The organism is Dehalobacter sp. 12DCB1 (genome assembly GCF_004343605.1).
Lineage (GTDB): Bacteria > Bacillota > Desulfitobacteriia > Desulfitobacteriales > Syntrophobotulaceae > Dehalobacter.
The window spans coordinates 1-24,877 of the sequence record NZ_POSF01000019.1 but is presented as its reverse complement, the minus strand read 5'-3'; the positions used below and the strand labels follow the sequence as shown (position 1 = coordinate 24,877).

Here is a 24,877-nt window from a genome sequence, read left to right as displayed (position 1 = left end):
CTGCATATGAAGAGGACGTAACCTTTAATATTATAATACGTTTAAAGTTTTTTTCAAATTAATTTATTTTTCCCGGTCATTTTTTGTTTTATTCTGAAATCTGGGTCTGTCTGTTTTTTATTGGAACTGTTTCAACATGATTCTACAATCGGCATGTTCGCGGTAAGGCTTGCGCAAATATGCGGAGAAATATATAATTTCATAGGGACGAGTCTAAAACACATCATGAAGGAGCAGACCCGATGAGGAAATCCAGGCGAACCTATCGCAGACGAAACAAGACACCGTTGCTCGCCATCTTAATCATCGTATTTGCCTTAGCAATCGTAATGGGATCCAAAATAGTTTCCAGCAATGCAACCGATCATTCACAGACAGGCTCAAGCTACGGAGCTCAAACGGCGGATCATTCCAGTGAAGCAGCGGATACTGCGCGTCTAATCCGGCAAGCTGACGTTGCTGCCGGTACAAAAATTGATGAATATAAAGGTGTGCCAGTCTATTCCAATGGCGCGAATTATATGTCCAGCCACGGCTTAAGTTATAGTGAAGACGATTATTATTACGGCTACAAGTGGCAGTGTGTGGAATTCGTCAAACGATTCTATTATGAAATCTATCATCATGAGATGCCTGACGGCGCTGGAAACGCCAAATATTTCTTTAATCCGATGCTGGCGCAGGGCGAACTGAATGAACAGAGAGGCCTTGTTCAGTACGTTAACGGAGGGAATGAAAAACCCCGGGAAGGAGACCTGCTGGTCTTCGATGAGGGGTCTTACGGTCACGTTGCAATTATCTGCGGAGTAGGCGACAACTGGATTGAAGTCATTCAGCAGAACTCCGAGGTTCCCAGGGAAAAATACAGTCTTGTTTACAAAGATGGTGCCTATACGATATCCGGAGACAGAGATCCGGCTGGATGGCTCAGAGTTAGCAGCAGGTAAACCAGTCTATCAGCAAAGATTTTAGATCTTTCAAACCATACAAGCTAGGAAAATATGAAGGCTGAGCCGATGGGAAATTTTCGGCTCGGTTATTTTAGTATATCGGAAAGTTAAGTGCTTTCTGATATATATAAGTACAGCTAAGATTAACGCCGAGGTTTGGTGTCAGCCAGGTTTTCTTTATTCGCCGCAAATAATTAGGAATAATCTACGATAATCGGAAATAATAATGGTAAATTCATAGAAAATACTAAACATTATCAGCATAGGTGTAAAGGAGTATTCAGAATGAGAATTCCCAATCATATTGGGGTTATTCCAGATGGCAACCGGCGATGGGCAGACAACAATGGATTACCAAAGGAGATGGGCTACCGGGAAGGTCTGAACCCAGGACTAAAACTTTTGAAATTATGCAGGGAAGCCGGCGTCAAAGAACTGACCTATTATGGTTTCACAGTGGATAATACCAAAAGACCAGCTACTCAAAAGAAAGCTTTTGTGCAGGCCTGCATCGATGCAATTGATATGATTGCGAGTGAGGACGTGTCCTTGTTAGTGATTGGCGATACAGAATCTAAGATGTTCCCCAAGGCACTGCTGCCATATACGCGTCGGACAAAAGTCGGTAATGGGGGCATTAGGGTCAATTTTCTCGTTAATTATGGCTGGGAATGGGATCTGGGAAATCTTCGTACTGCCGAGAAGAATAAGAGAAAGATTATTAAAGAGCTAAAATCAAATGATATCTCCAGAGTTGACTTGCTGATCCGCTGGGGAGGAAGACGCCGACTCAGCGGCTTCTTGCCTGCGCAAAGTGTTTATGCGGATTTCTATGTGCTTGATGATTACTGGCCTGATTTTAAGGAAGCGCATTTCTATGATGCTCTGAAGTGGTATAATACGCAGGATATCACTTTAGGCGGTTAGAGAGAATGTGAGTAAAAAATGAACATTCTCGGTCAATAAAGGTATTGACAAAGAAGTAATTGAACTGATATAGTATACAGAAATATATGAAAAGATGATGACAGGGAATAATAAGTCCGGAGTATTTGTGCAGAGAGCCGCAGGCTGGTGAAAAGCGGTCAAGACGAAAGACTGAACTCCCCCTTGAGTTGCCGGCTGAAACCATTCAGGTAGTAGGACCGGACGGAGTCTTCCGCCGTTAAAAGGAAGGGGATATCGGAAGATGATTTTATTGTTTTCCCGCATCCTGTTGAGTGAACGGCATATGCCGTTAACATGAGTGGTACCGCGAATTGGCCTTCGTCTCATTATTTGAGACGAAGGCTTTTTGACGTCCACGGATGGACTAATGTCGCGGTTCCACGGAGGGAAAGGAGCGACAAGTCCACGGATGGACAAAGGTTGCAGTGTAAAGGATGGCAAGGACGGCGACGTTGAAGGAGGTAATGTCTTATGCGCAGATTATATTTGTTCGACACAACATTAAGAGACGGCGAACAATCTCTCGGAATCACATTAAATGTCCGGGAAAAGTTGGAGATTGCCAAGCAGCTGGTTACACTTGGCGTGGATATTCTGGAGGCGGGCTTTCCAGCTTCATCGCCCGGGGATTTCGAATCTGTGAAAATCATTGGCAGGGAGGTTAAGGGGATCACAGTGTGTGGACTAACCCGTTGTGTGAAGAAAGATATTGACCTTTGTGCCGAGGCCCTCAAAGAAGCTGAGAACCCTAGAATTCATACCGGAATCGCCGTTTCCCCGATTCATATGGAGAAAAAACTCAGGCTAAAACCGGAACAGGTGATCCAAAAGGCTGAAGAAGCTGTCAGACATGCCAAAAAATATCTGAACGATGTCGAGTTTTATGCTGAAGACGCTTTCCGGAGTGATTATGATTTTCTGGCTAAGATATTTGAGCGCGTAATCGCAGCTGGAGCAACAGTCGTAAATATTCCGGATACTGTAGGATACGCGACTCCTTGGGAATTCGGCGAACTGGTCTCCTATATCAAAACGAATGTCCCTAATATTGACCGGGTGAAAATAAGTGTCCATTGTCATAATGATCTTGGAATGGCCACAGCAAACACCCTAGCCGGGGTTATGGCCGGGGCCGATCAAGTGGAAGGCACTATCAACGGGATAGGTGAAAGAGCCGGCAATACTGCTTTGGAAGAAGTGATTATGGCGATGTATACCCAGAAAGATCGCTACGGCATCGATTTGGCTGTAAACACCCGGGAAATTGCCGCGACCAGTAGACTGGTTTCCTCAATCACAGGGGTTCCTGTACCGAGCCATAAGGCGATAGTCGGGACAAATGCGTTTATGCATGCTTCCGGTATTCATCAAGATGGTATCCTGAAAGAGAAACAGACCTATGAGATTATTGATCCGGAGACCATCGGCGTACCGAGGAACCAGATTGTCCTAAGTGCCAGATCAGGAAGGCATGCGCTGAAACACAGGCTGGAGGAACTCGGATATAAGCTGGAAGATAGCCAGATGAATACCCTTTACGAAGAATTTCTATTGCTGGCCGATAAAAAGCAAGAAATCTACGATGAAGATTTGCATATTCTGATGGGAACGGGTATACCTGAGCAAAACAGGATCAAGGTTAAGAATATATCCGTAGCTACATCAGGGAAACAGTCGGCCACCGCTGCGGTTACTTTGGAAATACAGGGCACGGAGATAACCGATGCGGCGATCGGAAACGGTCCTGTCGATGCGGTGTTTAAAGCAATTGACCGAATTACCGGTATCGAAGTCCGGCTCGAGGATTATAGTATCAAATCTGTGAGCCGCGGTAAAGAGGCGTTGGGGAATGCAACTGTTAAAGTTTTTGCCGACGGAAATTATTATGTCGGTAAGGGAGTAAGTACCGACGTCATCGATGCCAGCGCCCATGCGTATGCTGATGCCGTCTCCAAACTAAGCTAACAGACAAGGAAAAGACGGTGTCGACTAACTACTTTTTTCGTAGTTTGCGACACCGCCTTTTCTAAGCTTCATAAAGCATTTAGAAAACATTTCTCCCGGAGAAAATCTCCTGCATCTCATGTTTGATTCTTTGTTTGACCCTTCTTCTTTTACTGGAGGATATCTCTTCTTTTTCAGCTCCGAACAAATAATGGTCAAGATCAAACTCTCTCAAAAGCATTTTGGTGTGGAAAATATTATCCTGATAGACATTGACATCAATCAGCTGATATCTGTTTCTAGTCTCTTCCGAAATAAAATTCTGAATGGAATTGATCTTATGATCAATAAAATGTTTTCTACCGTTGACATCCCGGGTAAAGCCCCGGACACGGTAATCGATAATCGCAATATCCGGCTCAAAACTCGTAATCAAGTAGTTTAAAGCCTTTAGCGGCGAGATCTGGCCGCAGGTGGAGACGTCAATATCGGCTCGGAACGTACTAATCCCCTTGTCAGGGTGGTTTTCTGGATATGTATGTACCGTAATATGACTCTTATCCAGATGGCCGACCAACGACTGCGAATCAGGACCCGGGGCCTCATTTTCAAGAATTTCCATTGGTTCACGACTCATAATTTGATTTTCAGCAACCAGCATAGTGACACTGGCACCCTGAGGATCGTAATCCTGATTGGCAATATTCAGAATATTAGCTTCAATGATTTCAGCGACAGAAGTCAGAATTTTAACCAGCCTGTCGGCATTGTATTCTTCATCAATGTATTCAATGTACTTCTTATGTTGATCCTGCGATAAAGCATAGCAGATATCATAGAAATTAAAACTCAACGTTTTCGTCAGGTTGTTAAAACCATATAATTTTAGTTTCTTATTGATAGGTTTTATGTTCATTCACTGCACCTGTACCAAATATTATTTTTTTAGCCTTTTTCTTTCAAGTTACTACTTTATTATACATATTTTTTAGCTTTTTCTATAGACACTCCAAATGTTTTTGAATAAATATTTTTAAAAACAGAACGAAAATGGTGATAATATTCTTTGTAAGATTAACAAGGTATAGGTTATAATTTATTAAGAAAAAATAAAGTTTGCGAGTTGAAAAAAATGCGCATAGGCTTCTTTGACTCCGGGGTCGGCGGAATCACCGTACTGCATGAAGCGATCAAACAGCTACCCCGGGAGGATTTTATTTATTACGCGGATATTGATCATGTGCCTTATGGGACCAAAAGCAAGGAAGAAGTCCTGAAACTGGTTTTGGATGCTGTCGATTTCATGGCTGCTGAAGGAATAAAAGTTCTGGTAGTTGCCTGCAATACGGCGACGAGTATTGCCATTAATGAGCTTCGCCAAAGGTATGATTTTCCAATCCTCGGCATGGAACCCGCGGTAAAACCAGCTGTCGAAAATAATGGTTCCAAGAGAATACTGGTCATGGCTACTCCGCTCACACTTCACGAAGAAAAGTATCAAAATTTGGTCACCAGACTGGATCAGGACCATCTTGTAGATGGCAAAGCATTTCCAGAGCTGGTCGAATATGCCGAAAATTTTTATTTTGACAGAGATGAAATCCTGAAATACCTGAATCGCAAACTTGGCACGCATCATTTGACCGAGTATGGTACTGTCGTTTTAGGATGCACACACTTTCCGTATTTTAAGCGGATTTTGCAGGAACTGTTTCCTGCTGATACGCACATCATTGATGGAAGTACCGGAACCGTCAATTATCTGAAAAAAATTCTGACTGAAAGAAAACTTTTAGCTGAGGACGGTCATGGTGAGGTCACTTTCTATTCTTCCGGCCGAAAAGAGCCTTCGGAATCCCGTTATGCCCGGTATCTCCTGCTGCTAGATCAAAATCAATAAAGCCGCTAAGAGGCTTTATTTTTTTGGCGAATATTTCATAATTTCCAGATCTTCGATGGTTATTAATCCTTCATTGACGACCTCGTCCAAAAAAAGCAGAAAGTCCTGCAGATACTCAGCGCTGTCTATTACTTCAATAACGATGGGAAGGTCATTGGAAAGGTCCAGTATCCTGGACGTTTTGATTCTCGTATTGGCGCCGAAGCCTTCAATTCCCCTAAAGACAGTCGCACCTGCCAGGCCCAGCTCTTTGGCCCTTAAGACAATCATGTGATAGAGGGATACTCCTTTATATTTGCTGGCTTCTCCAATGTAGATGCGAATGCGTCTTGCCTGACCAGATATCTTTACCATTAGAATCCCTTCCTTTATTTTAATAATAGCTGCGTCAGGCTCATTCCAAGCCAGACTGCAATCAGTCCGACGAGCAGGCTTCCCAGACCATTCAGCACAGCTACGATGATTTCTCCGCTCTTGATAAGGTTCAGGGTTTCAAGGCTTAGCGTTGAAAAGGTTGTAAATGCGCCCAGAAAACCGACAGATATAAATAAACGGGTATTCGGACTGGTCACCAGGCTTTCAACGCCCAGTACATACACAATACCCAGCACAAAACATCCCAGCATATTGACGACGAAGGTTCCCCAGGGAAAAGTATAAAAATATTTTTGATAAATCCAGGTGGAAAGTACATAGCGGGCAATAGCTCCAAGTGCGCCCCCTAAACCAATCACCAGATAAACGGAATAATTCAAGAGAAGATCAGCCTCCTGCAAAGTCAAATACTCCCTGAAAAAAGAGTTATTTAAGTATATCATTTCATTTCAGCATAGTTCAATAAAAAGCTCAATATTTAAATAGGAGCATAAGAATAATCATAAAGAAAATATGCAAAGAATGACACACAAAGAAATAACATACGAATTGACATTTTGAGCAATAAGAAGTAATATTAATAATATGAATTCGATAATCATTATCAACATTGTCATTACAATTTGAACAAAATTATAAAATTCTTAAAAAGCCATAAGGAGACTGCTATGGACGCTGCCTTTCTTACAATGGACAAGATACCCGTAAACTCGAATGCCAGAGTTGTTAATATCCACATGGATACCGTATTAAGAAAAAAACTGACAGATATGGGTGTGGTCAAAGGGACAGAATTTAAAGTAGACGGCCAGGCTCCGCTGGGGGATCCTATAAAGATTAATCTGAGGGGATATCATCTAGCAATCCGTAAAAGCGACGCCAGGAAAATTCAGGTTGAAAAGATTTGGAACAGATAATATAAAATCACCCTCTCTATTTTTGGTCACTAAATGATAATAAAAATCACTATCATATATAGTCTTTGTTGCAATGATAGACACCGCAAACATTGTTAAAACAGCAATAGGCAGCAATAAATATTGAAACAAACATTGTATAGAACGTAATCGCAAGTGCTTCAGGGGAAGGATAAACAGATGAAAAAGAATTTTACGATAGCTCTCGTTGGAAACCCAAACTGCGGGAAAACAAGTATTTTTAATGTGTTAACAGGCTCGAGGCAGCATGTTGGCAATTGGCCGGGAGTAACCGTTGAGAAAAAAGAAGGTACGGTCAGGTTCAACGGGGATGAGATCAACGTAATTGACTTACCCGGGACATATAGTTTTTCCGCCAGTTCGGAGGATGAAATGGTTGCTGTAAACTATATTTTGCAGGAAAAACCTGATGTTGTTGTGAACGTGATTGACTCAGCAAATCTGGAGAGGAATCTTTATTTTACGTTACAGCTGATTGAGATGGATACGAATGTAATGATTGCTTTGAATATGACAGATGAAGCAGAGAAAAAGAATATTTTCATCAATACAGTGAAACTTGGAGATGTTCTTGGCGTACCGGTTGTCACCACAGTGGCAACGAAAAACAAAGGGATTCGGGAGTTGCTGGAGACTTCAGCGGCAATGAAAGTAAAGCCAGGCCGGCCCGTCCAGCCAGACTATTGGCAAATGATGAACCGGGAATCTGGAGCTTTGGCTGAGGCCCTGGTTGAAGAAGGTATTACTGGTAAAGAATCGGCGAACTTGGTGGCTGTCAGGCTGCTGGAGGATGAGGCTTTTGCTCAAACGCAAATAGCAGGTTGTCCTACCCTGAAAAAATTGGCTGACAAGGTAAAGGACAGGATAACGAGCCGTTTTGGTCTTGAGCCCGGAATCTATTTGGCAGACCAGCGTTATACCTTTATTGGCCAAATCATTAGGGATTGTGTCCGCAGGGAAACGCCTCCGCAAGAAGATCTGACAGAAATGATTGACCGGGTTGTGACAAATAAATGGATCGGGATTCCTTTGTTCTTTGTAATGATGTTTTTGCTGTATCAGATCACAATGGGTCTCGGCAATAATATTCTTGGGGGTTATGTGGACAGCGTCTTCGGGATCCTGGGGCGGTATGTCTCCGGCCTGTTGCTAAACGCTCCGGTCCTGGCCCGGTCCTTTGTCAGTGATGCACTGATCGGTGGGGTAGGTTCTGTACTTGTTTTTATCCCGATGATGTTTACCATGTATTTCTTGATTTCTCTTCTCGAAGACAGCGGTTATATGGCCAGGGCAGCCTATGTCATGGACCGGCTGATGAATGTTGTCGGGCTGCACGGGAAAACGGCCGTTGCAATGATTGTCGGCAGCGGCTGCAATGTGGCCGGAATCATGTCCACCCGAACCTTGGACAGCCGGAAAGACCGTATGATCGGCATTTTAATCAGTCCGTTTATTTCCTGCAGTGCTAGGCTTCCAGTCTATGCGTTGTTTGCCGGGGCGTTCTTCAGAGGCAAAACGATCGGCATCATACCGTTGGCAGGATTGGTTATTTTTTCACTGTATCTTTTAGGAATCATAGTTGCTGTTGCAGCAGGGAAAATCCTGAGTGAAACATTGTTCAAGCAGGAAAAATCCTACTTTGTTATGGAACTCCCGCCTTATCGTCTGCCAACGCTGAAGAGTTTAATGCGGCACATGTGGGAAAAAACGGAGTCGTTTGTCAGGAAAGCAGGAACTGTGATCCTTGGGATTGTCGTTCTGATCTGGATGCTTTCTGTTTTCCCGGTCGGCGTTGAACCGGGCAGTACCGGAAGTCTCCTTGGAAAATTAGGCGCAGTCATCGCACCCGTATTATCCCCGGCTGGTTTTGGCAGTTGGCAGGCCTCTGTAGCACTTCTTGTCGGGATTGGTGCCAAGGAAGCAATCATTGCGACGTTCGGGTTGGTTTACGGGACAGGCGAAGGGATGCTCGGAGTAGTCTTAGCACAGCATTTTACGCCGCTCTCCGCCTATGCCTTTATGGTAATGACCCTACTTTATTCACCCTGTGCAGCGACAATCGGAATAATTAAAAAGGAGACCAATTCTGTTAAATGGACACTGTTTTCTGTTCTCTACTCACTGATCATTGGCTGGATCGCAGCGGTGCTGATCTTTCAGCTCGGTTCGTTGTTCATCTGAAACGAAGAAGCAGGAGGTATTGCGATGCTGATCAATTTGTTAACAGAAATTGCCGGTCAACAAGCGAACTCCTTTTCTTCGTTGGCAAAAAAATTGGATCTCGATCGAGAGATGATCAAACAAATGCTGAATGACCTGCAACGACTTGGATACCTGACTGCGGATAATGCAGCTTGCGTCAATGAACAATGTAAGGGGTGCGGGGGCTGCTGCAGCAAAGGAAACGGAGAAGCCGAAGCAACCTTGTGGACGCTGACGGCAAAGGGGAGGGTGCTTTTGGAATCCACGAACCGGTAAGGGTATCTATTTATTGCTGTCGAGATTCATCATGTCGTTAATGTCAACCACTTCCATTCCAGACGGCAGGTCGAAGACCCCATCAGGTACGGTACCTGTTCCGATTTGCAGGTTCTTGAATTCCATGGTTGACATCTGACCATCGGTTTCATATTGAGCCTTTACAACAATGCCGTATTCGGTGCTGATCCATTCCTTAACAGTTGAGCCTTCGCTGGTGAAAGTAAGGACTTTACACTCCATGCCGTTGACCGTCTCAGTTCCAGCTATGGTATACTCGGTGTCAGCTAGACCTTTGACATAATCAACAGGGGTGGTGATATCCGGACCGTCATATTCACTTAACGTCATTTTCATGGCGCTGTTCTGACCCGAGGGATAAGTAGTAAACTCCTTTTTGGACATATCAAAAATAAATGTCATCTTTTGACCGTTAAAGGTGCCCTCCATTTTCATTTTCTGGTCCTTAAACCAGGCTTTGCTTTCTGAAGTTACTCCACCGCCGACGATCACTAAATCATAAGACATTTCTTTGACCAGCTGTCCTTTTCCAATCAGACCGGATACAATTGCATTTTCATCAGGTAAAGTTTGTGTTCCTGTTTCTGCTGGGGCCGAGGTTGCTTCATTTTGGGCAGCTGATTCTTCTTTCCCGCCGCAGCCGGATAAAGCTCCAACGCAAAGAAGCAGCAAAACGAGCAAAAGCGCAAGATACCGTCGCGTCAATCTCATGATATTTTCCTCCTATACCTTCTTTTGTATTCAGATAATGGAATTTAAAGATTTAATCATTCGATAAGAATGATGTTAAGCTCTATTAGTATATAAATCTTTAAAAATGATATTTTAAATGATGTTTTGTTAAACTATATTTCGTTATATTATTTTTCGTGATGACTCGTAAAAAGTCCTCTATATACGTATCATTTTATTCCAAAAATTAGAACACCATCCTGAATACCGGAATGTTTTTTTGGTTTCAGCGCTAAGAAAGTCAGAAGAACAAGTATTTGAAGGTACAAGTATTTGAATGTTAGATTTTTTTCCATTCCATGGTATAATATGATGGTCGATTTTTGATTCGACCAAAGCACAGCCATATGAAATGATTGGGAGGGTTGGTAATGATGAATAACAATGTTGAAACGAGGGAGTTTCAGACAGAAATCACCCAGCTGCTGGATATTGTTATTAATTCTCTCTATACGGAGCGGGAGATCTTCTTAAGAGAATTAATATCCAATGCAGCTGACGCTACGGAGAAACTGCGCTACTGCAGGCTCACTGAAAATGAAACAAGCGGCGAATCCGAGCAACCGCTGGAAATTTCCATCGAAACGGATGAAGAAAAGCACACGCTTACCATTACCGATAATGGGATCGGAATGACCAAAGAAGAACTGATTGAGAATCTGGGTACGATCGCCCATTCAGGATCCAAGGAATTTATCAGACAGCTGGCCGAGGTCAAAAAGGCCGGATCCGGAAGCAATACCGATTTAAGCTTGATTGGACAGTTCGGCGTCGGATTTTATTCGGCGTTTATGGTTGCGGAGAAAGTAACGCTTTATACCCGCTCTTTCAGAACGGACTCTGAAAGCTGGATCTGGTCTTCAAATGGAGCAGGGAGCTATTTAATAGAACCAGGTGATCAAAGCAATTATGGAACCAGGATCGTTCTTCAGTTAAAAGAAAATGCCTATGATTTCAGTAAAGCCGACGAGATCAACAGGATTATCAAACAGTATTCGAGTTTTGTCCCTTATCCCGTGAAAGTCAACGGTGAAAAAGTCAATACCGTCGAAGCAATATGGACGAAAAACGCATCCGAAATCAGTGAGCAGGAATATACGGAATTCTATAAATATATCGACAATGCTTTTGACGAGCCATCTTATAGAATGCACTTTTCCTCCGATGCGCCGCTTTCCATCAAAGCACTGCTGTTTGTGCCCGGAGAAAATTATGAGCGGTTCGGCTTCAGTAAAATGGAGAGAGGCGTTAACCTATTCTGCAAAAAAGTCCTGATTCAGGAAAAATCTGAGGCCATCGTGCCGGAGTGGATGCGGTTTGTACGCGGCGTCATTGACAGTGATGACCTTCCCCTGAACATTTCCAGGGAGACCCTTCAGGATAATGCGCTTGTGGCCAAGCTGAACAGGGTAGTCACCAGCAGATTCTTAAAGTATCTCGAAGAGCAAGCCAAAGATGATCCGGCCAAATACAATCAATTTTGGGAAAAATTCAGCAGGTTTATCAAAGAAGGAGCAGCTTCGGACTATGCCCACAAGGACGCACTGGTCAGGCTCCTGCGTTTTGAATCCAACATGACGGCTGAAGGTGAGCTGATTTCACTGGAAGGCTACGTCGGAAGAATGAGAGAGGAACAAAAAGCGATCTATTATGTCAGCGGCTCCAACCGTAAAGTGATTGAGTCTGGGCCGTATCTTGAGATCTTTAAGGACAAGGGCATTGAAGTGCTCTATACCTATGAACCAATTGATGACTACATCTTAAGCGGGCTTCCTGAGTTTAAAGAAAAGAAGATTGTTGCGGCCGAACAGGACAGTCAGGATCTGCCGGATTTAGATGCTGAGCAGCCCGGTAATGCCGAAAGTGAAATTCCTGAGGATGAAGTGAAGGCCTTGTTGGATTGGTTCAAAGAAACACTCGGGGATAGGGTAACCGAGGTGCGTGCTTCCAAACGTCTTGTGGACAGTCCTGCCGTTGTGCTCAGTTCATACGGAACGCATAGCATGCAAAAAATGATGCAGATCATGAACAAGGATATGGAAGATATCCCAGCAGGAATCTTGGAGATTAACAGCCGGCATCCGGTCATTCAGGGAATCAATGAACTGCGCAAGTCGGGCGACGCATTTGCTGCGGCAGCGGCGGAACAGATTCTGGAAAACTCGCAGATTGCCGCCGGGCTGATCGTCGATCCCAGGAGTATGGTTAGCAGACTCTACAACATCCTTGAAAGAGCGGTTGTGAAGAAATAATACCGGAGTGATTATTATTACCATTCTACTCTACGGGCTGATAGCGGGTCTTGTTACCGGACTTGGCGCTGTCATCTCTATCTCGATAAAAAATATCACGAACAAGATACTTTCAATATCGCTCGGATTTGCGTCAGGAATCATGATCGGGATATCTGCCTTAAGTCTGATTCCGACCAGCCTGGACATGAGCAACAGTATCATTTGTATTGCCGGTTTTGCAGCCGGGGCTCTGTTTCTGTTTCTGGTGGATATTTCAATGCCGCACATTCACAAGGTTGAAGCGGATCTGAGTAACTATGCCAAGATGGGGTATTTTATCGCGCTCGGAATTACACTGCATAATCTTCCCGAAGGGATCGCGATCGGCGCGACCAGCGAAGTATCGTATCACATGGGTGTCATGACAGCCTTGACAATCGGTCTGCATAATATTGCTGAAGGTCTTTGTGTGGCGATGCCGCTGTGTCTCGCCAACGTCCGGAAATCGAGGGTCGTCCTGATTACGACCATGACCGGTATGTCAACGCTGCTCGGTACCGGGCTGGGCATAATTCTTGGCCTGATCTCTCCGCTCATCATCGCTTTCTTTCTGGCGTTTGCAGCCGGAGCAATGATCTATATCAGCAGTGACGAACTGATTCCGAAAAGCCACCATTCCCACAGTGAATATGCCAATGTCGGCATCATGCTCGGCTTTATTCTGGCATTAATCCTGTCATAGAATTATCTGTGGCATATCAATCAATTATTTTGTGTCATCAAGCTATCGTTTTTCACGAGAACCAGCGGGAAAAAAATCGTAAAGGACGTTCCTTCTCCAGGAGTGCTTTCGACCCGTATTTCTCCTCCGCGAAGGGACACCAGTTCGGATACGATTGCCAGGCCAAGTCCCGATCCTTGGCCTTTTCCATGGGAACGGGAACGGTCTCCCTGGAAAAACCTTTCAAAAATATGAGGAACGTCTTCAGCCGGGATTCCTTCACCGTTATCCCTGACGGATAGAATAAAACGGGAATTTTCCGATTTAGCGAGGATATCAATCGTTCCACCGGAAAGTGTATGTTGAATAGCGTTATTGACAAGATTGTACAGAATCTGTTTCAGTTCATCAGGTTTTAATGGAAGCACTTGTGACGTATCCAGGACTTCTGAGACAAAATCGTCAATTGTCCGGAAATCCTGGCCGTTGAATCTGAAAGTACGGTCTTTAAGCAGCGGGGCCAAAAGCGGCATAAGCTCAGGAAGCACATCGTGCAGTCCGGAATTAAGCTCTTCGGAATGATCGCTGTTTATTTCTTCCTGGGCGATCCGATTTAAGGTCAGAAGACCCTCGGTAAGCCTGATCAGTCTTTCCGTCTCGATCAGCATGGTCTGATGGGCGGCATCCAAAGTCTCTTTGTCTGCCATACCCGTCCGCTGGAGTATTTCCAGGAAGCCTCTGATCGAGGTCAGCGGAGTCCTGAGTTCATGAGAAGCATCGGCAATAAACCGGGCCATCCGGTTTTTAGCCGATCTTTCCGTATTTAGAGCATTTTCCATCTGTCCGAGCATATGGTTTAAAGCTTCCCGAAGCTGCTGAATTTCCGAAGCGGTATTCATATACGGAAGGCGCAGGTCATAGCGGCCGGCGGCAATCTTGCGGGCCGTAGAGGAAATGTTCAGAAGCGGTTCCAATGGTTTCTGCAAAACCAGCGCTGTAAAAAATGTACTGAGCAGAATAATGATGATCGCGTTAAAAGTATATCCTCTGAGATTTCGGCTCAAGATCAGGTCCTGTTCAGCCAGCGGCTGACCGATCAAAGCATAGCCCGCATAGGGCTGAATATCGTTGTTTTGTTCCAGGGGGAGACTGTTTACCGAAAGCTGGTTCGTTACGACCGGGGCCACCATCAGCATATACTGCTGTTCGTCGGTATCCTGAAAAACAAAACATCCGCCGGATCTCGCCTTCTCAGCAAGATCAAACTGCAGTTGGCTGCGGCTGAGATTCGGGACCGTACTGTTCGCTTTGCCGTAGCTGTAAACAATCGATTTAAGTTGATAGTCGCTGGTATAAAACGCCACAAAATTTCCCGGGCGGAGTTCGGAGAATCTTCCCGGAGGAAACTCACTGCTTGAAAGCCAGCTCCCCATACTGTTCCGTATGGCGTAATAGTCTGAAAGCAGGTTCTGCTCCACGCTCTGATACAGGGAATTTTTCAAGGAAGTATACTGAATAGCCCCAATTAACGTAAAAAAAATGATATGGCACACCCAGAAACGCAGCAGGAGCTGCCCTACCAGGGATTGCCGCCAAATATTCAGTTTTTCCAGAGGGTGAATTTTCATGATGATCTCCCTAATGTGATCATACTTAAAGCACAACAATTAAAATGTTAAACATTCAATGCGTCATGATATTCCTGTGTAAAATGCTTGATATTTGATATCTCGTGTAGACTGCCAGTTACTGCTGTTCCGTCTGCAGGTGGTAACCAAGGCCCCTGACAGTTTTAATAATCGTGTGGTCCAGATCACCAAGCTTCTCTCGAAGATAGCGGATATATACCTCAACAATATTGTCCTCTCCTTCGAAATCGTAACCCCAGATGTGGATCAGGATTTGTTCTTTACTCAGTGTTTGGTTGCTGTTCCATAAAAGATAGGATAGCAGTTTGTATTCGGTAGGAGAAAGCTGCAGAGGCTGATTGTCGAGCAGAATAGACTTCTTCAGCTCATCGATCGTAAATCGGCCAATGGTTCTTCTGCCGGAAAGGTCGGGGAAACGGTTGCGCAGCTGAACCTCAATCCGGGCCAGCAGCTCTTCAAAGTGAAAAGGTTTAACTAAATAGTCATGCGCTCCGAGGCGCAGGCCTTTGACAATGTCTTTGGATGTATCCTTGGCAGTCAGCATAATTATGGAAGCACCGGATATTTCCGGGATGGATTCACATAGTTCATATCCGTCCATGACCGGCATCATAATGTCAAGGATGATGACATGAGGTTCAAAGACCGGGATTATCTCCAGCGCCTTTTTTCCGTTGTCCGCTGTTCCAATATCGTAACCCTCCTGCTTCAGCCCCAGGCTGAGCATCTGACGGATTGAAGCGTCGTCATCCACAATCAGTATCCTGAATTTATTGGCCATCTATTTATTCCTCCTGTATCTTTAAAATACACGATTATTCTGAAAGGAAACTGAATATAGCCCTATTTGTCTGAATATCGCCATATATAACTATTTTAACGATTTGAGCAATTTTCACAAGAATTTTCTGCAGCTCAGAATATCCGGATATGCTGCTTAGAATATACAAAAATGATTGCTCAGGAAATACGAAATGTATAGATTGGACGAATCGTATAATCATGGTAAAATAATATGATAAACCCAAGGGAAGCTTGGAAGAAAAGTTTGCAAAGAAGTGGTGAGACCATGAAACAACAGATTTTTAATGAATTGCTTGCGAGAAAAATTCTGATTCTGGACGGAGCAATGGGGACCATGCTTCAGCAGAAGGATCTGTCTGCCGAAGATTTTGGAGGGCCTGAACAGGAAGGCTGCAACGAAATTCTGACGCTCACCCGTCCTCACATCGTACGTGATATTCATGAGGCCTATCTGAAAGCCGGTGCGGATATCATTGAGACCAATACCTTCGGAGGTACAAATATTGTCCTTGGGGAATATCATCTCGGGGACAGGGATATGGAAATCAACGAGGCTGCGGCACGGCTGGCCCGCGAAGCTGCTGATAAATGGTCCACAGCGGAAAAACCCCGGTTTGTGGCTGGATCTATGGGTCCGACGACCAAGATGCTGGCCTTTGGAGGCGGTATTACTTTTACTGACCTGGAAGAGGCTTATTGCCGTCAGACACTTGGCCTTATTAAGGGAGGCGTCGATCTGCTGATCGTCGAAACCTGTCAGGATACGCTGAATATCAAGGCGGCAGGACTCGGGATCCAGCGCGCCTTTGCTGAACTTGAGCGGGAAGTGCCGCTGGTCGTTTCCGTGACGATTGAACCTTCGGGTACGATGCTCGCAGGACAGAATATTGAAGCCTTATATATTTCGATACAGCACCTGAAACCGGTCGCCGTCGGCATGAACTGCGGTACCGGAGCAGAACTGATGAATGATCACCTTAGAACATTGGAGGGAATTGCCTCTTGTGCCGTGAGCTGTTACCCAAACGCGGGTCTTCCGGACGAAGACGGCGGCTACCGCGAAACACCGGAAGAATTTGCCGGCAAGATGGCCGCTTATGCAGCTAAAGGTTGGCTGAACATTGCAGGTGGCTGCTGCGGGACGACGGACCGCCATATCGAAGCGCTGGCCGCAGCCCTGGCCAAGTACGCTCCAAGACGGACAATGGCAGCGGAACGGAGCAGTATCACCGGGCTTGAACCGGTCTGGCCCGAAGAAGACAACCGGCCACTTCTGGTTGGTGAGCGGACTAATGTGATCGGTTCCCGCAAATTTAAGGAACTGATTGCCGGTGAATATTATGAAGAAGGCTCCGAGATTGCCCGAAACCAGGTCAAGAAGGGTGCTCAGATCATAGATGTCTGTGTGGCTAATCCCGACCGGGACGAACTGGAGGATATGGTCAGTTTTCTACCCCATGTTGTCAATAAAGTCAAAGTGCCGCTGATGCTGGATACGACCGATCCTGCGGTTTTGGAAGCTGGACTCCGGCTAATTCAGGGCAAAGCAATTATCAATTCGATCAACCTTGAAAATGGACGGGAACGCTTCGATGATGTTGTTCCGCTGCTCCGAAAGTTCGGGGCTGCAGTCGTGGTCGGCTTAATCGATGAACAGGGTATGGCCCTGACCCGGGAGCGCAAGCTCGAAGTGGCCGGACGCTCTTACGATCTGCTGGTGTATGAATATGGTCTTTCGGCTGCCGACATTATCTTTGATCCGCTGACATTCCCGGTAGGGACCGGGGATGCTAAGTATCTCGGTTCCGCAGTTGAGACCATTGAAGGCCTGCGCCTGATCAAAGCCAAATATCCGGAATGCAAGACGATTCTTGGGATCAGCAATGTCTCCTTCGGTCTGCCTGCGGCAGGCCGGGAAGTGCTGAATGCCGTATTCGTCTATCTGAATACCGTAGCCGGGCTGGACTACGCCATTGTCAATTCCGAAAAACTGGAACGTTATGCGACGATTCCGCATGAAGAGAAAAAACTGGCCGAAGACCTGCTCTTAAATACGAATGACCAGACCTTAAAAGCCTTTACCGATTTTTACCGAGAGAAAAAGGTCACGGAACAAAAACAGACATCCGGGCTTTCCGTTGAGGAACGGCTGGCAGGAACGATTGTTGAAGGCTCCAAGGAGGGTCTGGAAAACGATCTGTACGAGGCCCTGACGAAATACCGGCCGCTCGAAATTATTAACGGCCCGTTGATGAAGGGGATGGAGGAAGTCGGCAGCCTCTTTAACAGGAACCAACTGATCGTGGCTGAAGTTCTGCAGAGTGCCGAAGTCATGAAGGCAGCGGTGACCATCCTGGAGGCCTATATGGAGAAAGCCGAAGAGGCGGTCAAAGGGAAGATACTGCTCGCGACAGTCAAGGGCGATGTCCATGATATCGGTAAGAATCTTGTGGAGATCATCCTGGCCAATAACGGTTATAAAGTGATTAACCTTGGCGTAAAAGTCAGTTCTGAACAGCTGATAGAAGCGGCTAGGAAAGAGGCCCCTGATGCGATCGGTTTATCCGGACTTCTGGTCAAATCTGTCCAGCAAATGCTGCTGACTGCCCAGGACCTTCAGGCAGCCGGAATCAATATCCCGTTGATTCTCGGGGGTGCGGCTCTGTCCCGAAAATATACCGAAGAAAAGATCGCTCCGCAATACGGCGGACCGGTCCTGTATGCGCGCGACGCCATGGATGGCCTGAATCTCCTGAATGGTCTGAAAAGAAAGTCAGCCAATGATTCCGGAAGCTATAACGCGGCTAAAAATAATGATCAGGCTGGTAATGCTGGTACGATTTCCGGTAACATCCCAGACAGTATCTCCGGCAGTATTTCTGACAACCACATCGAAAATAAATTTTCGCCGGTCAGCTTTGACGGACCTGTCTGCCGTCCGCAGTATACGGAAAGGGAGATTCTCCTGGATTATCCGTTGGTGGAGATCATCCCGAACCTCGATTTGCCTTTTATCCTGAGGCGTTATCTCGGTGTCAAAAACAAACTGCGCCACTCTTCCCAGGAAGAAATCAAGGCAGCAGAAAGTCTCCTGCTGGATTCCGCAGATGTTTCCCAAGATAAATCAGCCAAAATCCAGATATTTGTTCAGGATTTCCTGGAAGAGATCCAAGAACACAAGCTAATTACGGTCAATGGGGTATTTGCGTTTTATCCGGCCTGTGCGAACGGAAATACGGTCGCTATTATGGATTCAGATTCGGATTCGAATCCGAATCTGAAAGCTTCGAATACTGTCCTTGAAGCACTCAGCTTTCCGCGTCAGCAAAAAGACAATGGCCTTTGTCTGGCTGACTATGTCCGCCCCCGGAACAAGCATGTTGGACAGGAGCAGGCGTATGATTATCTTGGAATGTTCGCGCTGACCACCGGCCTGGGGATTAAAGAAAAGGCTGAGAATTACCGGGACAAGGGTGAATACCTGAAGTCTTTTCTTCTTCAGGTTCTGGCTCTGGAGCTGGCTGAAGCATTTGCTGACATCATACATGAAAAAATGCGTAAAATCTGGGGGATTGACAACGGCATCCGGGTTTCTCCGGGTTACCCGATCTACCCTGCACTGGAAGAACAGGCCAAGCTATTCAGACTGCTGAAACCGGAGGAGATTGGGATAACGCTGACAGAGAATTTCATGATGGACCCCGAAGCGTCTGTTAGCGCTGTTGTTTTTTCTCATCCCGAAGCTAAAATATTTAATATTAACCGTTGATCTCTGTAATAGATGCTAATAGATGCATGAAATCCCGTCTCGAGACTGAGGCGGGATTTCAAATTTTTCAAAAACCATAGTTTTGTCTTCTTCTATTAAATAGACTTGAAGCATAATTCTGATTTTGATCAAATAGTTCATAAGGATTTTGGACAGTTGGATTTTGAATAACAGGCTGAGCGAAGGTACTCGGTGCTTCCTGATTAGGAGAAGGAACTACCGGCCCGGGGACAATTTGGTTCTGCGGATGGATCCCAGTTGGAAAAGACTGAAGGTTTTTACCAAAACTAAACAAGCCTCTCCGTGTTTTTTGGCGCTGTCTATTTTGCTTTTCAATCTTTTTTTCTGCTTTGATTTGTTTTCTCGTGCGCACACCTGCTTCAGGTCCTATTCCGGTTTCTGTTCTTTTTGTCCTTTTTCTACCTTTACTTGTATTAGTAACTGTACCTGAACCTGAACCTGTGCTTATTCCAGTACCAGTACCATTTCCTGTTTCTGTCATCATTGTCTTTATTCCTGTGCCACTGTTTGCCTGGGGATTTCCGGGCAAGAGAAATGAAGGGGAATTTCCTTTGAAAATGACTTTGTTAATAAGCGGATAGCCGACCCGGTTCAACAAAAAGGTACCGGTCTTACGGGCTACAGGAATACCTATTCTTTTAGCAAGTGGAAGTCCGACTTTCCTGGCAATGGGCATGCCAATCTTTTCAGCAACGAGGGGGCCAACTTTACCGGCGATGTATGGCTGAAGTTCCCTCAGTACAATCGGTGCAACTTTTTGCAGAAGATAGGAGGGTTGACCAATACTCATGGGGATTCCTCCTTATGGTTATCATGGAATATATTTACAATAAAAGGATATGTTTTTTTGACGGAAGTGTGTTTGTCTTGATTTATTTATTTTGCAATGATTTGGGACTTAAGTAATGTTCTGCATAAAATCTTCAAGAACTAAAATCGCAAGCAAAACGTAAAATTATCCATATAGAAGGCCTTAGATGCATAAAAACGCCCATAAAAGGCGATTGCTTACTATATATGGTATTGATAAAATAAGGAGTATACAAGATATAGGAAGGATGAGGGTATTGCGCTGTCCTTTTTGCCAGAGCGACGACACGAAGGTGTTGGATTCCAGACAAATTGAGGAAGGTACTGCTATCCGACGCAGACGGGAATGCGATGTCTGCACAAAGCGTTTTACGACGTATGAGCGCTACGAGGATTTTCAGCTGATTGTCGTGAAAAAGGATGGCAGAAGAGAGCCCTTTTCCCGTCACAAACTGTTATCGGGTTTGAACAAGGCCTGTGAAAAACGCCCCGTGTCCACTGAGCAGCTGGAAACAATGGTCACTGATATCGAAAGAGAAATGCGTGATATCAACGATCGCGAAGTGCCGAGCGAACTGGTCGGCGAAGCCGTCATGAAAAAACTGTTTGAAATAGATGAGATTGCGTATATTCGCTTTGCTTCTGTTTACAGGCAGTTCAAAGATATTCAGAAGTTTATGGAGGAGTTGAACGGACTGGTAAAGCGTCGCAAATAAAACAGTCCCCCAATTGAGATCCTTGCGATAAAGACAGGATATCCATGCAAATAAATATATATGGGAGCAGGAGGACTAAGCCATGTACGTTGTGAAAAGGGATGGAAGAAGAGAAATTTTTAATCAAGAAAAGATTCGCAAGGCGGTAGAAAAGGCTTTTATCGCTACCGAAACCCCCAATGTCACGAACTGGGCGAAGATCGTTACCGACAGGGTATTCTCAGAATTGGAAGCTGCTTACAGCAAGAATGAAGGCTTCCAAATCGAGCAGATTCAGGACAAAGTCGAAGATGTCCTGATGCAGACAGGAAATACCAATGTCGCCAGAGCATATATCCGGTACCGCTTCCAGCATGAAATCATCCGCAATCAGGAAAGTGCCAAAAACGATAACAATCAATTATTCTCCGACTACCTGGGGCTGGGAACCTGGGAAATCAAAGAGAATTCCAATATGGGATTTTCGGTTCAAGGGCTTAACCGGTTTGTAACCAGCAAAGCGACTAATGCTTTTTGGCAGTCCCTGCTTCCGGCTGAAGTTGGCAAAGCGCACGATTCCGGTGCCTTACATAATCATGACATGGGAGACCTTGCTCCATATTGCGTCGGTTGGGATCTCAAAGATCTGCTTTTGGTGGGCTTTAGGGGCGCGGAAGGCAAGACGACCTCCAGACCGGCCAAACACTTCCGTTCCGCACTCGGACAGATCGTTAATTTCGTTTATACCTTACAGGGAGAAGCTGCCGGTGCTCAGGCACTCTCCAGCTTTGATACCTATCTTGCTCCGTTCGTCAGAGTAGATAACCTTGATTATAAACAAGTCAAGCAGGGGATTCAGGAATTTATTTTCAATGTCAATGTCCCGACCAGGGTAGGTTTCCAGTCTCCATTCTTTAATATTACGCTCGATGTGCGGGCGGCCGAATCGGCCATTAAAGATGAACCTGCTGTGGTTGACGGCAAATTTCTGGATACGCCGTACCGGGAATATCAAGCTGAAATGGATATCATCAATATGGCGTTCTGTGAGGTCATGCTGGAAGGGGACGCTGACGGCAATATTTTTAGCTTCCCGATCCCGACGTATAACATCACGAAGGGCTTTGACTGGAACAGTGAAGTATCGAGAGCGATCTTCAAAATGACCGATAAATACGGAATCCCGTATTTTGCGAACTTTATTAACTCCGATATGAATCCAGAGGACGCCAGAAGCATGTGCTGCCGTCTGCGTCTGGACAACAGGGAACTCAGAAAACGCGGCGGTGGCCTGTTCGGGGCCAATCCGCTCACAGGAAGCATTGGCGTTGTAACCCTGAACCTGCCGTTGTACGGCTATCTGGCTAAAGGCAACTGGGATCAGTTCATCACATTGATTGATAACCACATGAACATCGCCCGGTCCTCGTTGCAGACCAAACGTAAAACGCTGGAGATCCTGACGGACAACGGCTTATATCCCTATACCAAATTTTATCTGAGAGATATTAAAAAACGATTTGGCAAGTACTGGACGAACCACTTCTCGACGATCGGTCTGGTCGGCATGAATGAAGCGATCCGTAATTTTACCTCGGACGCCGATGACATCACCACTGTTTTCGGACAGAATTTTGCCAAGGAAACATTGAACTATATGAGAGACCGCATCCAGGAATTCCAGGAGCAAGACGGAGACCTCTATAACCTTGAGGCAACGCCCGCGGAAGGTACGAGCTACCGTCTGGCCAAAATCAACAAAAAGCATTATCCCGATATCATTACGGCTGGTGACAATGAACCCTATTACACGAACTCCACCCACCTGCCTGTGGGTTATACCAGCGACCTGTTCCGTGCCGTCGAGCTTCAGGATGGGCTGCAGACGCTTTATACCGGTGGGACCGTGCTTCACGGTTATCTGGCTGAAAGTCTCGATGATCTTGCCGTCGCCAAGGCCGTCGTACGCAGGGTGTTTGAGAACTTCCAGCTGCCGTATTTCACGCTGACCCCAACCTTCAGCATCTGTGAGGACCACAAGTATATCAAAGGTGAACATTTTAACTGTCCCGAGTGCGGCAGGGAAACCTTAGTCATGACGAGGGTCACCGGCTTCTATAGACCGGTCTCCGCCATGAATCCCGGCAAACAGGAAGAGAAACAAGAAACCGTAAAATACCGTGTTACGGGCGTCACGCCAAGTCTGTTTGACGGGGTAGCGAAATAAGGGTAAGTTGTCACAACGTATCTATTTTATGCAGAAACTTTTACGAGTACAGGTATTTAGTATAAAGCAGAACAAGGATTGGTGATCGCAGATGCTAATGGATATTGAACCTTTCTCTCTTGTCGATTATCCTGGACATATCGTAGCAACGGTCTTTTTTGGAGGTTGTAATTTCCAGTGTGGCTACTGCCATAACCCTGCTTTGGTCAACAAGAAGGAGAAGTCGCGGACTTCTCCTTCTGCTGTCATTGAATTTATGAAGACCAGGAAAGGATTACTGGACGGTGTTTGTCTTACTGGCGGGGAGCCGCTTTTATCCCCGGATCTGAATCCCTTTGTAAGAGAGGTCAAAGCGCTCGGTTTCAAGGTGAAATTGGATACCAATGGAAGCAGCCCGGAAAAACTCCGGGAGCTGGCTCTTTTCCTGGACTATATTGCCATGGATATTAAATGTACTCCTGATAAATACGAGAAGCTGACCGCGTGCAAAAACAGCGGAGAGGCGGCGTTTGAAACCATCCAATGGATCAGGGCGAGTACAATTGCATACGAATTCAGAACTACGGTACTGCCGGTCTGGCATACATTTGAAGATCTAAAGCTAATCCGTGAGTTCCTTGGAAATGAAACTCCCTGGGTGCTCCAGCAGTTTCGCCAGTCCCCCCAGGGCGTGCTCGACGGGAAAACTTATGATGCTTATCCTGACTCATGGCTCAAAGAAATGGGAGAGAAGCTGAATTGTCCTGTCCGTGGCCTGAAATAGAAGATTAGTATGAATAGAAGTATTGCTAACCATTTTTTGTGGTTAGCAATACCTTTGACGATAATATTAGAGTACGAAAACAATATCATAACCAGTAATATTGGCGAAAACTATTATTTTCTTCATGTATTTAGGTTTACTCAGGACAAGATCAGCAGTCCTAAAGTTGAATTCCTAGATAAAGCTGGTAAAAGAAATGAAATAAGAAAGGTACTTCCTTATAATAAAAAGCTTAACGACTGAGGTAGTACACTTTTAAGCATGGCCACATATCCTAGAAGTGAAATTAGTCCAAAGGAGTGTGGATATCATGACGTATCCAGCAAAGGATACAGCAACCGATCCGGAGAATGATCCAGTAAGCAATACAGTACCTGATGTCATCAGCGGACGCACGCCGCATGTCATAGCGGCTGAGATTAACATGATCAAATATCAGGCTGAGAATGTCTATCTTGCCGCCACCGTAGAGATTGGAAGACGGTTGACGGAGGCCAAGTCCCTGCTTAAGTTCGGAGAATGGGGCAAGTGGCTGGAGGAGTCGGTCGATTTCTCCCAGAGCAGGGCCAATAAACTGATGCGTATCTTCAAAGAGTATGGAGAAGGACAGCTTACCAACTCAAATTCGGAGCCGAATCCGAATTCGAGGAGGTATACTACAGAAAAATATACCCATGTGAGTCAAAAAAATCTTGGACTCATAAAATATGGTGCTCCCCGTTGTGACATAAAAAGGAGTTCCCTAAATAATACCAAAATTATTTTTTAGGATTGACCATGCAAATTAAAGAAGTTAAAATATTTTTGCAATGGTATTTATTAGTAATATTTCCATTATGTAAGAATGGAGCAGAAAGATGGCTGTATATGTCAACCCCGGGAAGAAAATCAAAGGGAA

20 protein-coding genes, 1 pseudogene and 1 other annotated feature are annotated in these 24,877 nt (G+C 45.3%); of the genes and pseudogenes, 14 read left to right on the top strand and 7 right to left on the bottom strand.

The genetic code is table 11. The annotated features are described in order from the left end of the window. Positions 1 to 242: 242 nt before the first annotated feature. The 3 genes from C1I38_RS12205 to C1I38_RS12195 all read left to right on the top strand — a co-directional run bounded on the left by C1I38_RS12205 (position 243) and on the right by C1I38_RS12195 (position 3,863). On the top strand, positions 243 to 947 hold the full coding sequence (locus tag C1I38_RS12205) for a CHAP domain-containing protein (RefSeq protein WP_119775036.1): 705 nt from the start codon (positions 243 to 245) through the stop codon (positions 945 to 947). 288 nt (positions 948 to 1,235) lie between these two features. After that, positions 1,236 to 1,877 (top strand): polyprenyl diphosphate synthase, encoded by a 642-nt coding sequence (gene uppS, locus C1I38_RS12200; protein ID WP_020491129.1) that lies wholly within the window; start codon positions 1,236 to 1,238, stop codon positions 1,875 to 1,877. An 88-nt stretch (positions 1,878 to 1,965) separates the two neighbouring features. Further along, positions 1,966 to 2,227, top strand: a binding site (T-box leader). Positions 2,228 to 2,369: 142 nt separating this feature from the next. Next, positions 2,370 to 3,863, top strand: coding sequence for a 2-isopropylmalate synthase (locus C1I38_RS12195; protein WP_119775037.1), 1,494 nt, complete (start codon positions 2,370 to 2,372; stop codon positions 3,861 to 3,863). Positions 3,864 to 3,942: 79 nt separating this feature from the next. On the opposite strand, the gene speD is transcribed toward C1I38_RS12195, so the two are convergent. Then, positions 3,943 to 4,758 (bottom strand): adenosylmethionine decarboxylase, encoded by an 816-nt coding sequence (gene speD / locus C1I38_RS12190; protein ID WP_020491127.1) that lies wholly within the window; start codon positions 4,756 to 4,758, stop codon positions 3,943 to 3,945. Positions 4,759 to 4,974: 216 nt separating this feature from the next. On the opposite strand from speD, the gene murI reads away from it, so the two are divergent. Beyond that, positions 4,975 to 5,742, top strand: a complete 768-nt coding sequence (gene murI / locus C1I38_RS12185) for a glutamate racemase (protein WP_119775038.1) — start codon at positions 4,975 to 4,977, stop codon at positions 5,740 to 5,742. A gap of 15 nt (positions 5,743 to 5,757) precedes the next feature. Here the strand turns inward: murI and C1I38_RS12180 are convergent, their stop codons facing one another. Continuing rightward, entirely contained in the window at positions 5,758 to 6,096 is a 339-nt protein-coding gene (locus tag C1I38_RS12180) for a DUF190 domain-containing protein (RefSeq protein ID WP_020491125.1), read from the bottom strand. Positions 6,097 to 6,110: 14 nt separating this feature from the next. Further along, complete coding sequence (crcB, locus tag C1I38_RS12175; protein ID WP_119775064.1) at positions 6,111 to 6,497, bottom strand: fluoride efflux transporter CrcB; 387 nt, start codon at positions 6,495 to 6,497, stop codon at positions 6,111 to 6,113. A 288-nt stretch (positions 6,498 to 6,785) separates the two neighbouring features. Here crcB and C1I38_RS12170 point away from each other — a divergent pair, with 288 nt between their 5' ends. From C1I38_RS12170 to C1I38_RS12160, 3 genes are all read left to right on the top strand, one after another. Further along, on the top strand, positions 6,786 to 7,034 hold the full coding sequence (locus C1I38_RS12170) for a FeoA family protein (protein ID WP_119775039.1): 249 nt from the start codon (positions 6,786 to 6,788) through the stop codon (positions 7,032 to 7,034). Between the two features lie 180 nt (positions 7,035 to 7,214). After that, positions 7,215 to 9,236, top strand: coding sequence for a ferrous iron transport protein B (gene feoB / locus C1I38_RS12165; protein ID WP_119775040.1), 2,022 nt, complete (start codon positions 7,215 to 7,217; stop codon positions 9,234 to 9,236). Between the two features lie 24 nt (positions 9,237 to 9,260). Then, on the top strand, positions 9,261 to 9,533 hold the full coding sequence (locus C1I38_RS12160) for a FeoC-like transcriptional regulator (protein ID WP_119775041.1): 273 nt from the start codon (positions 9,261 to 9,263) through the stop codon (positions 9,531 to 9,533). 6 nt (positions 9,534 to 9,539) lie between these two features. On the opposite strand, the gene C1I38_RS12155 is transcribed toward C1I38_RS12160, so the two are convergent. After that, positions 9,540 to 10,265, bottom strand: a complete 726-nt coding sequence (locus C1I38_RS12155; RefSeq protein WP_119775042.1) for a DUF4412 domain-containing protein — start codon at positions 10,263 to 10,265, stop codon at positions 9,540 to 9,542. Between the two features lie 392 nt (positions 10,266 to 10,657). Between C1I38_RS12155 and htpG the strand changes: the two genes are divergently transcribed. Continuing rightward, positions 10,658 to 12,538, top strand: coding sequence for a molecular chaperone HtpG (gene htpG / locus C1I38_RS12150; protein WP_119775043.1), 1,881 nt, complete (start codon positions 10,658 to 10,660; stop codon positions 12,536 to 12,538). Positions 12,539 to 12,545: 7 nt separating this feature from the next. Continuing rightward, entirely contained in the window at positions 12,546 to 13,262 is a 717-nt protein-coding gene (locus C1I38_RS12145; RefSeq protein WP_119775044.1) for a ZIP family metal transporter, read from the top strand. 20 nt (positions 13,263 to 13,282) lie between these two features. Here C1I38_RS12145 and C1I38_RS12140 read toward each other — a convergent pair whose 3' ends face one another. Next, complete coding sequence (locus C1I38_RS12140) at positions 13,283 to 14,869, bottom strand: HAMP domain-containing sensor histidine kinase (protein WP_119775045.1); 1,587 nt, start codon at positions 14,867 to 14,869, stop codon at positions 13,283 to 13,285. 118 nt (positions 14,870 to 14,987) lie between these two features. Next, entirely contained in the window at positions 14,988 to 15,671 is a 684-nt protein-coding gene (locus tag C1I38_RS12135; RefSeq protein WP_119775046.1) for a response regulator transcription factor, read from the bottom strand. A gap of 288 nt (positions 15,672 to 15,959) precedes the next feature. Here C1I38_RS12135 and metH point away from each other — a divergent pair, with 288 nt between their 5' ends. After that, positions 15,960 to 19,463, top strand: coding sequence for a methionine synthase (gene metH / locus C1I38_RS12130; protein WP_243103661.1), 3,504 nt, complete (start codon positions 15,960 to 15,962; stop codon positions 19,461 to 19,463). A 67-nt stretch (positions 19,464 to 19,530) separates the two neighbouring features. Here metH and C1I38_RS12125 read toward each other — a convergent pair whose 3' ends face one another. After that, on the bottom strand, positions 19,531 to 20,274 hold the full coding sequence (locus C1I38_RS12125) for a hypothetical protein (protein ID WP_119775048.1): 744 nt from the start codon (positions 20,272 to 20,274) through the stop codon (positions 19,531 to 19,533). A gap of 277 nt (positions 20,275 to 20,551) precedes the next feature. Here C1I38_RS12125 and nrdR point away from each other — a divergent pair, with 277 nt between their 5' ends. The 4 genes and pseudogenes from nrdR to C1I38_RS12105 form a co-directional block, all read left to right on the top strand. Continuing rightward, positions 20,552 to 21,010 (top strand): transcriptional regulator NrdR, encoded by a 459-nt coding sequence (gene nrdR, locus C1I38_RS12120; RefSeq protein WP_015043769.1) that lies wholly within the window; start codon positions 20,552 to 20,554, stop codon positions 21,008 to 21,010. An 82-nt stretch (positions 21,011 to 21,092) separates the two neighbouring features. Further along, a complete protein-coding gene (locus tag C1I38_RS12115; RefSeq protein WP_119775050.1) occupies positions 21,093 to 23,216 on the top strand; it encodes a ribonucleoside triphosphate reductase in 2,124 nt (707 codons plus the stop codon). Positions 23,217 to 23,307: 91 nt separating this feature from the next. Then, positions 23,308 to 23,979: an anaerobic ribonucleoside-triphosphate reductase activating protein gene (locus tag C1I38_RS12110; RefSeq protein WP_119775051.1), complete on the top strand. Its 672-nt coding sequence runs from the start codon at positions 23,308 to 23,310 to the stop codon at positions 23,977 to 23,979. 310 nt (positions 23,980 to 24,289) lie between these two features. Further along, positions 24,290 to 24,619: pseudogene (locus C1I38_RS12105) on the top strand (DUF3102 domain-containing protein); the annotation flags it as partial. Between the last annotated feature and the right edge of the window lie 258 nt (positions 24,620 to 24,877).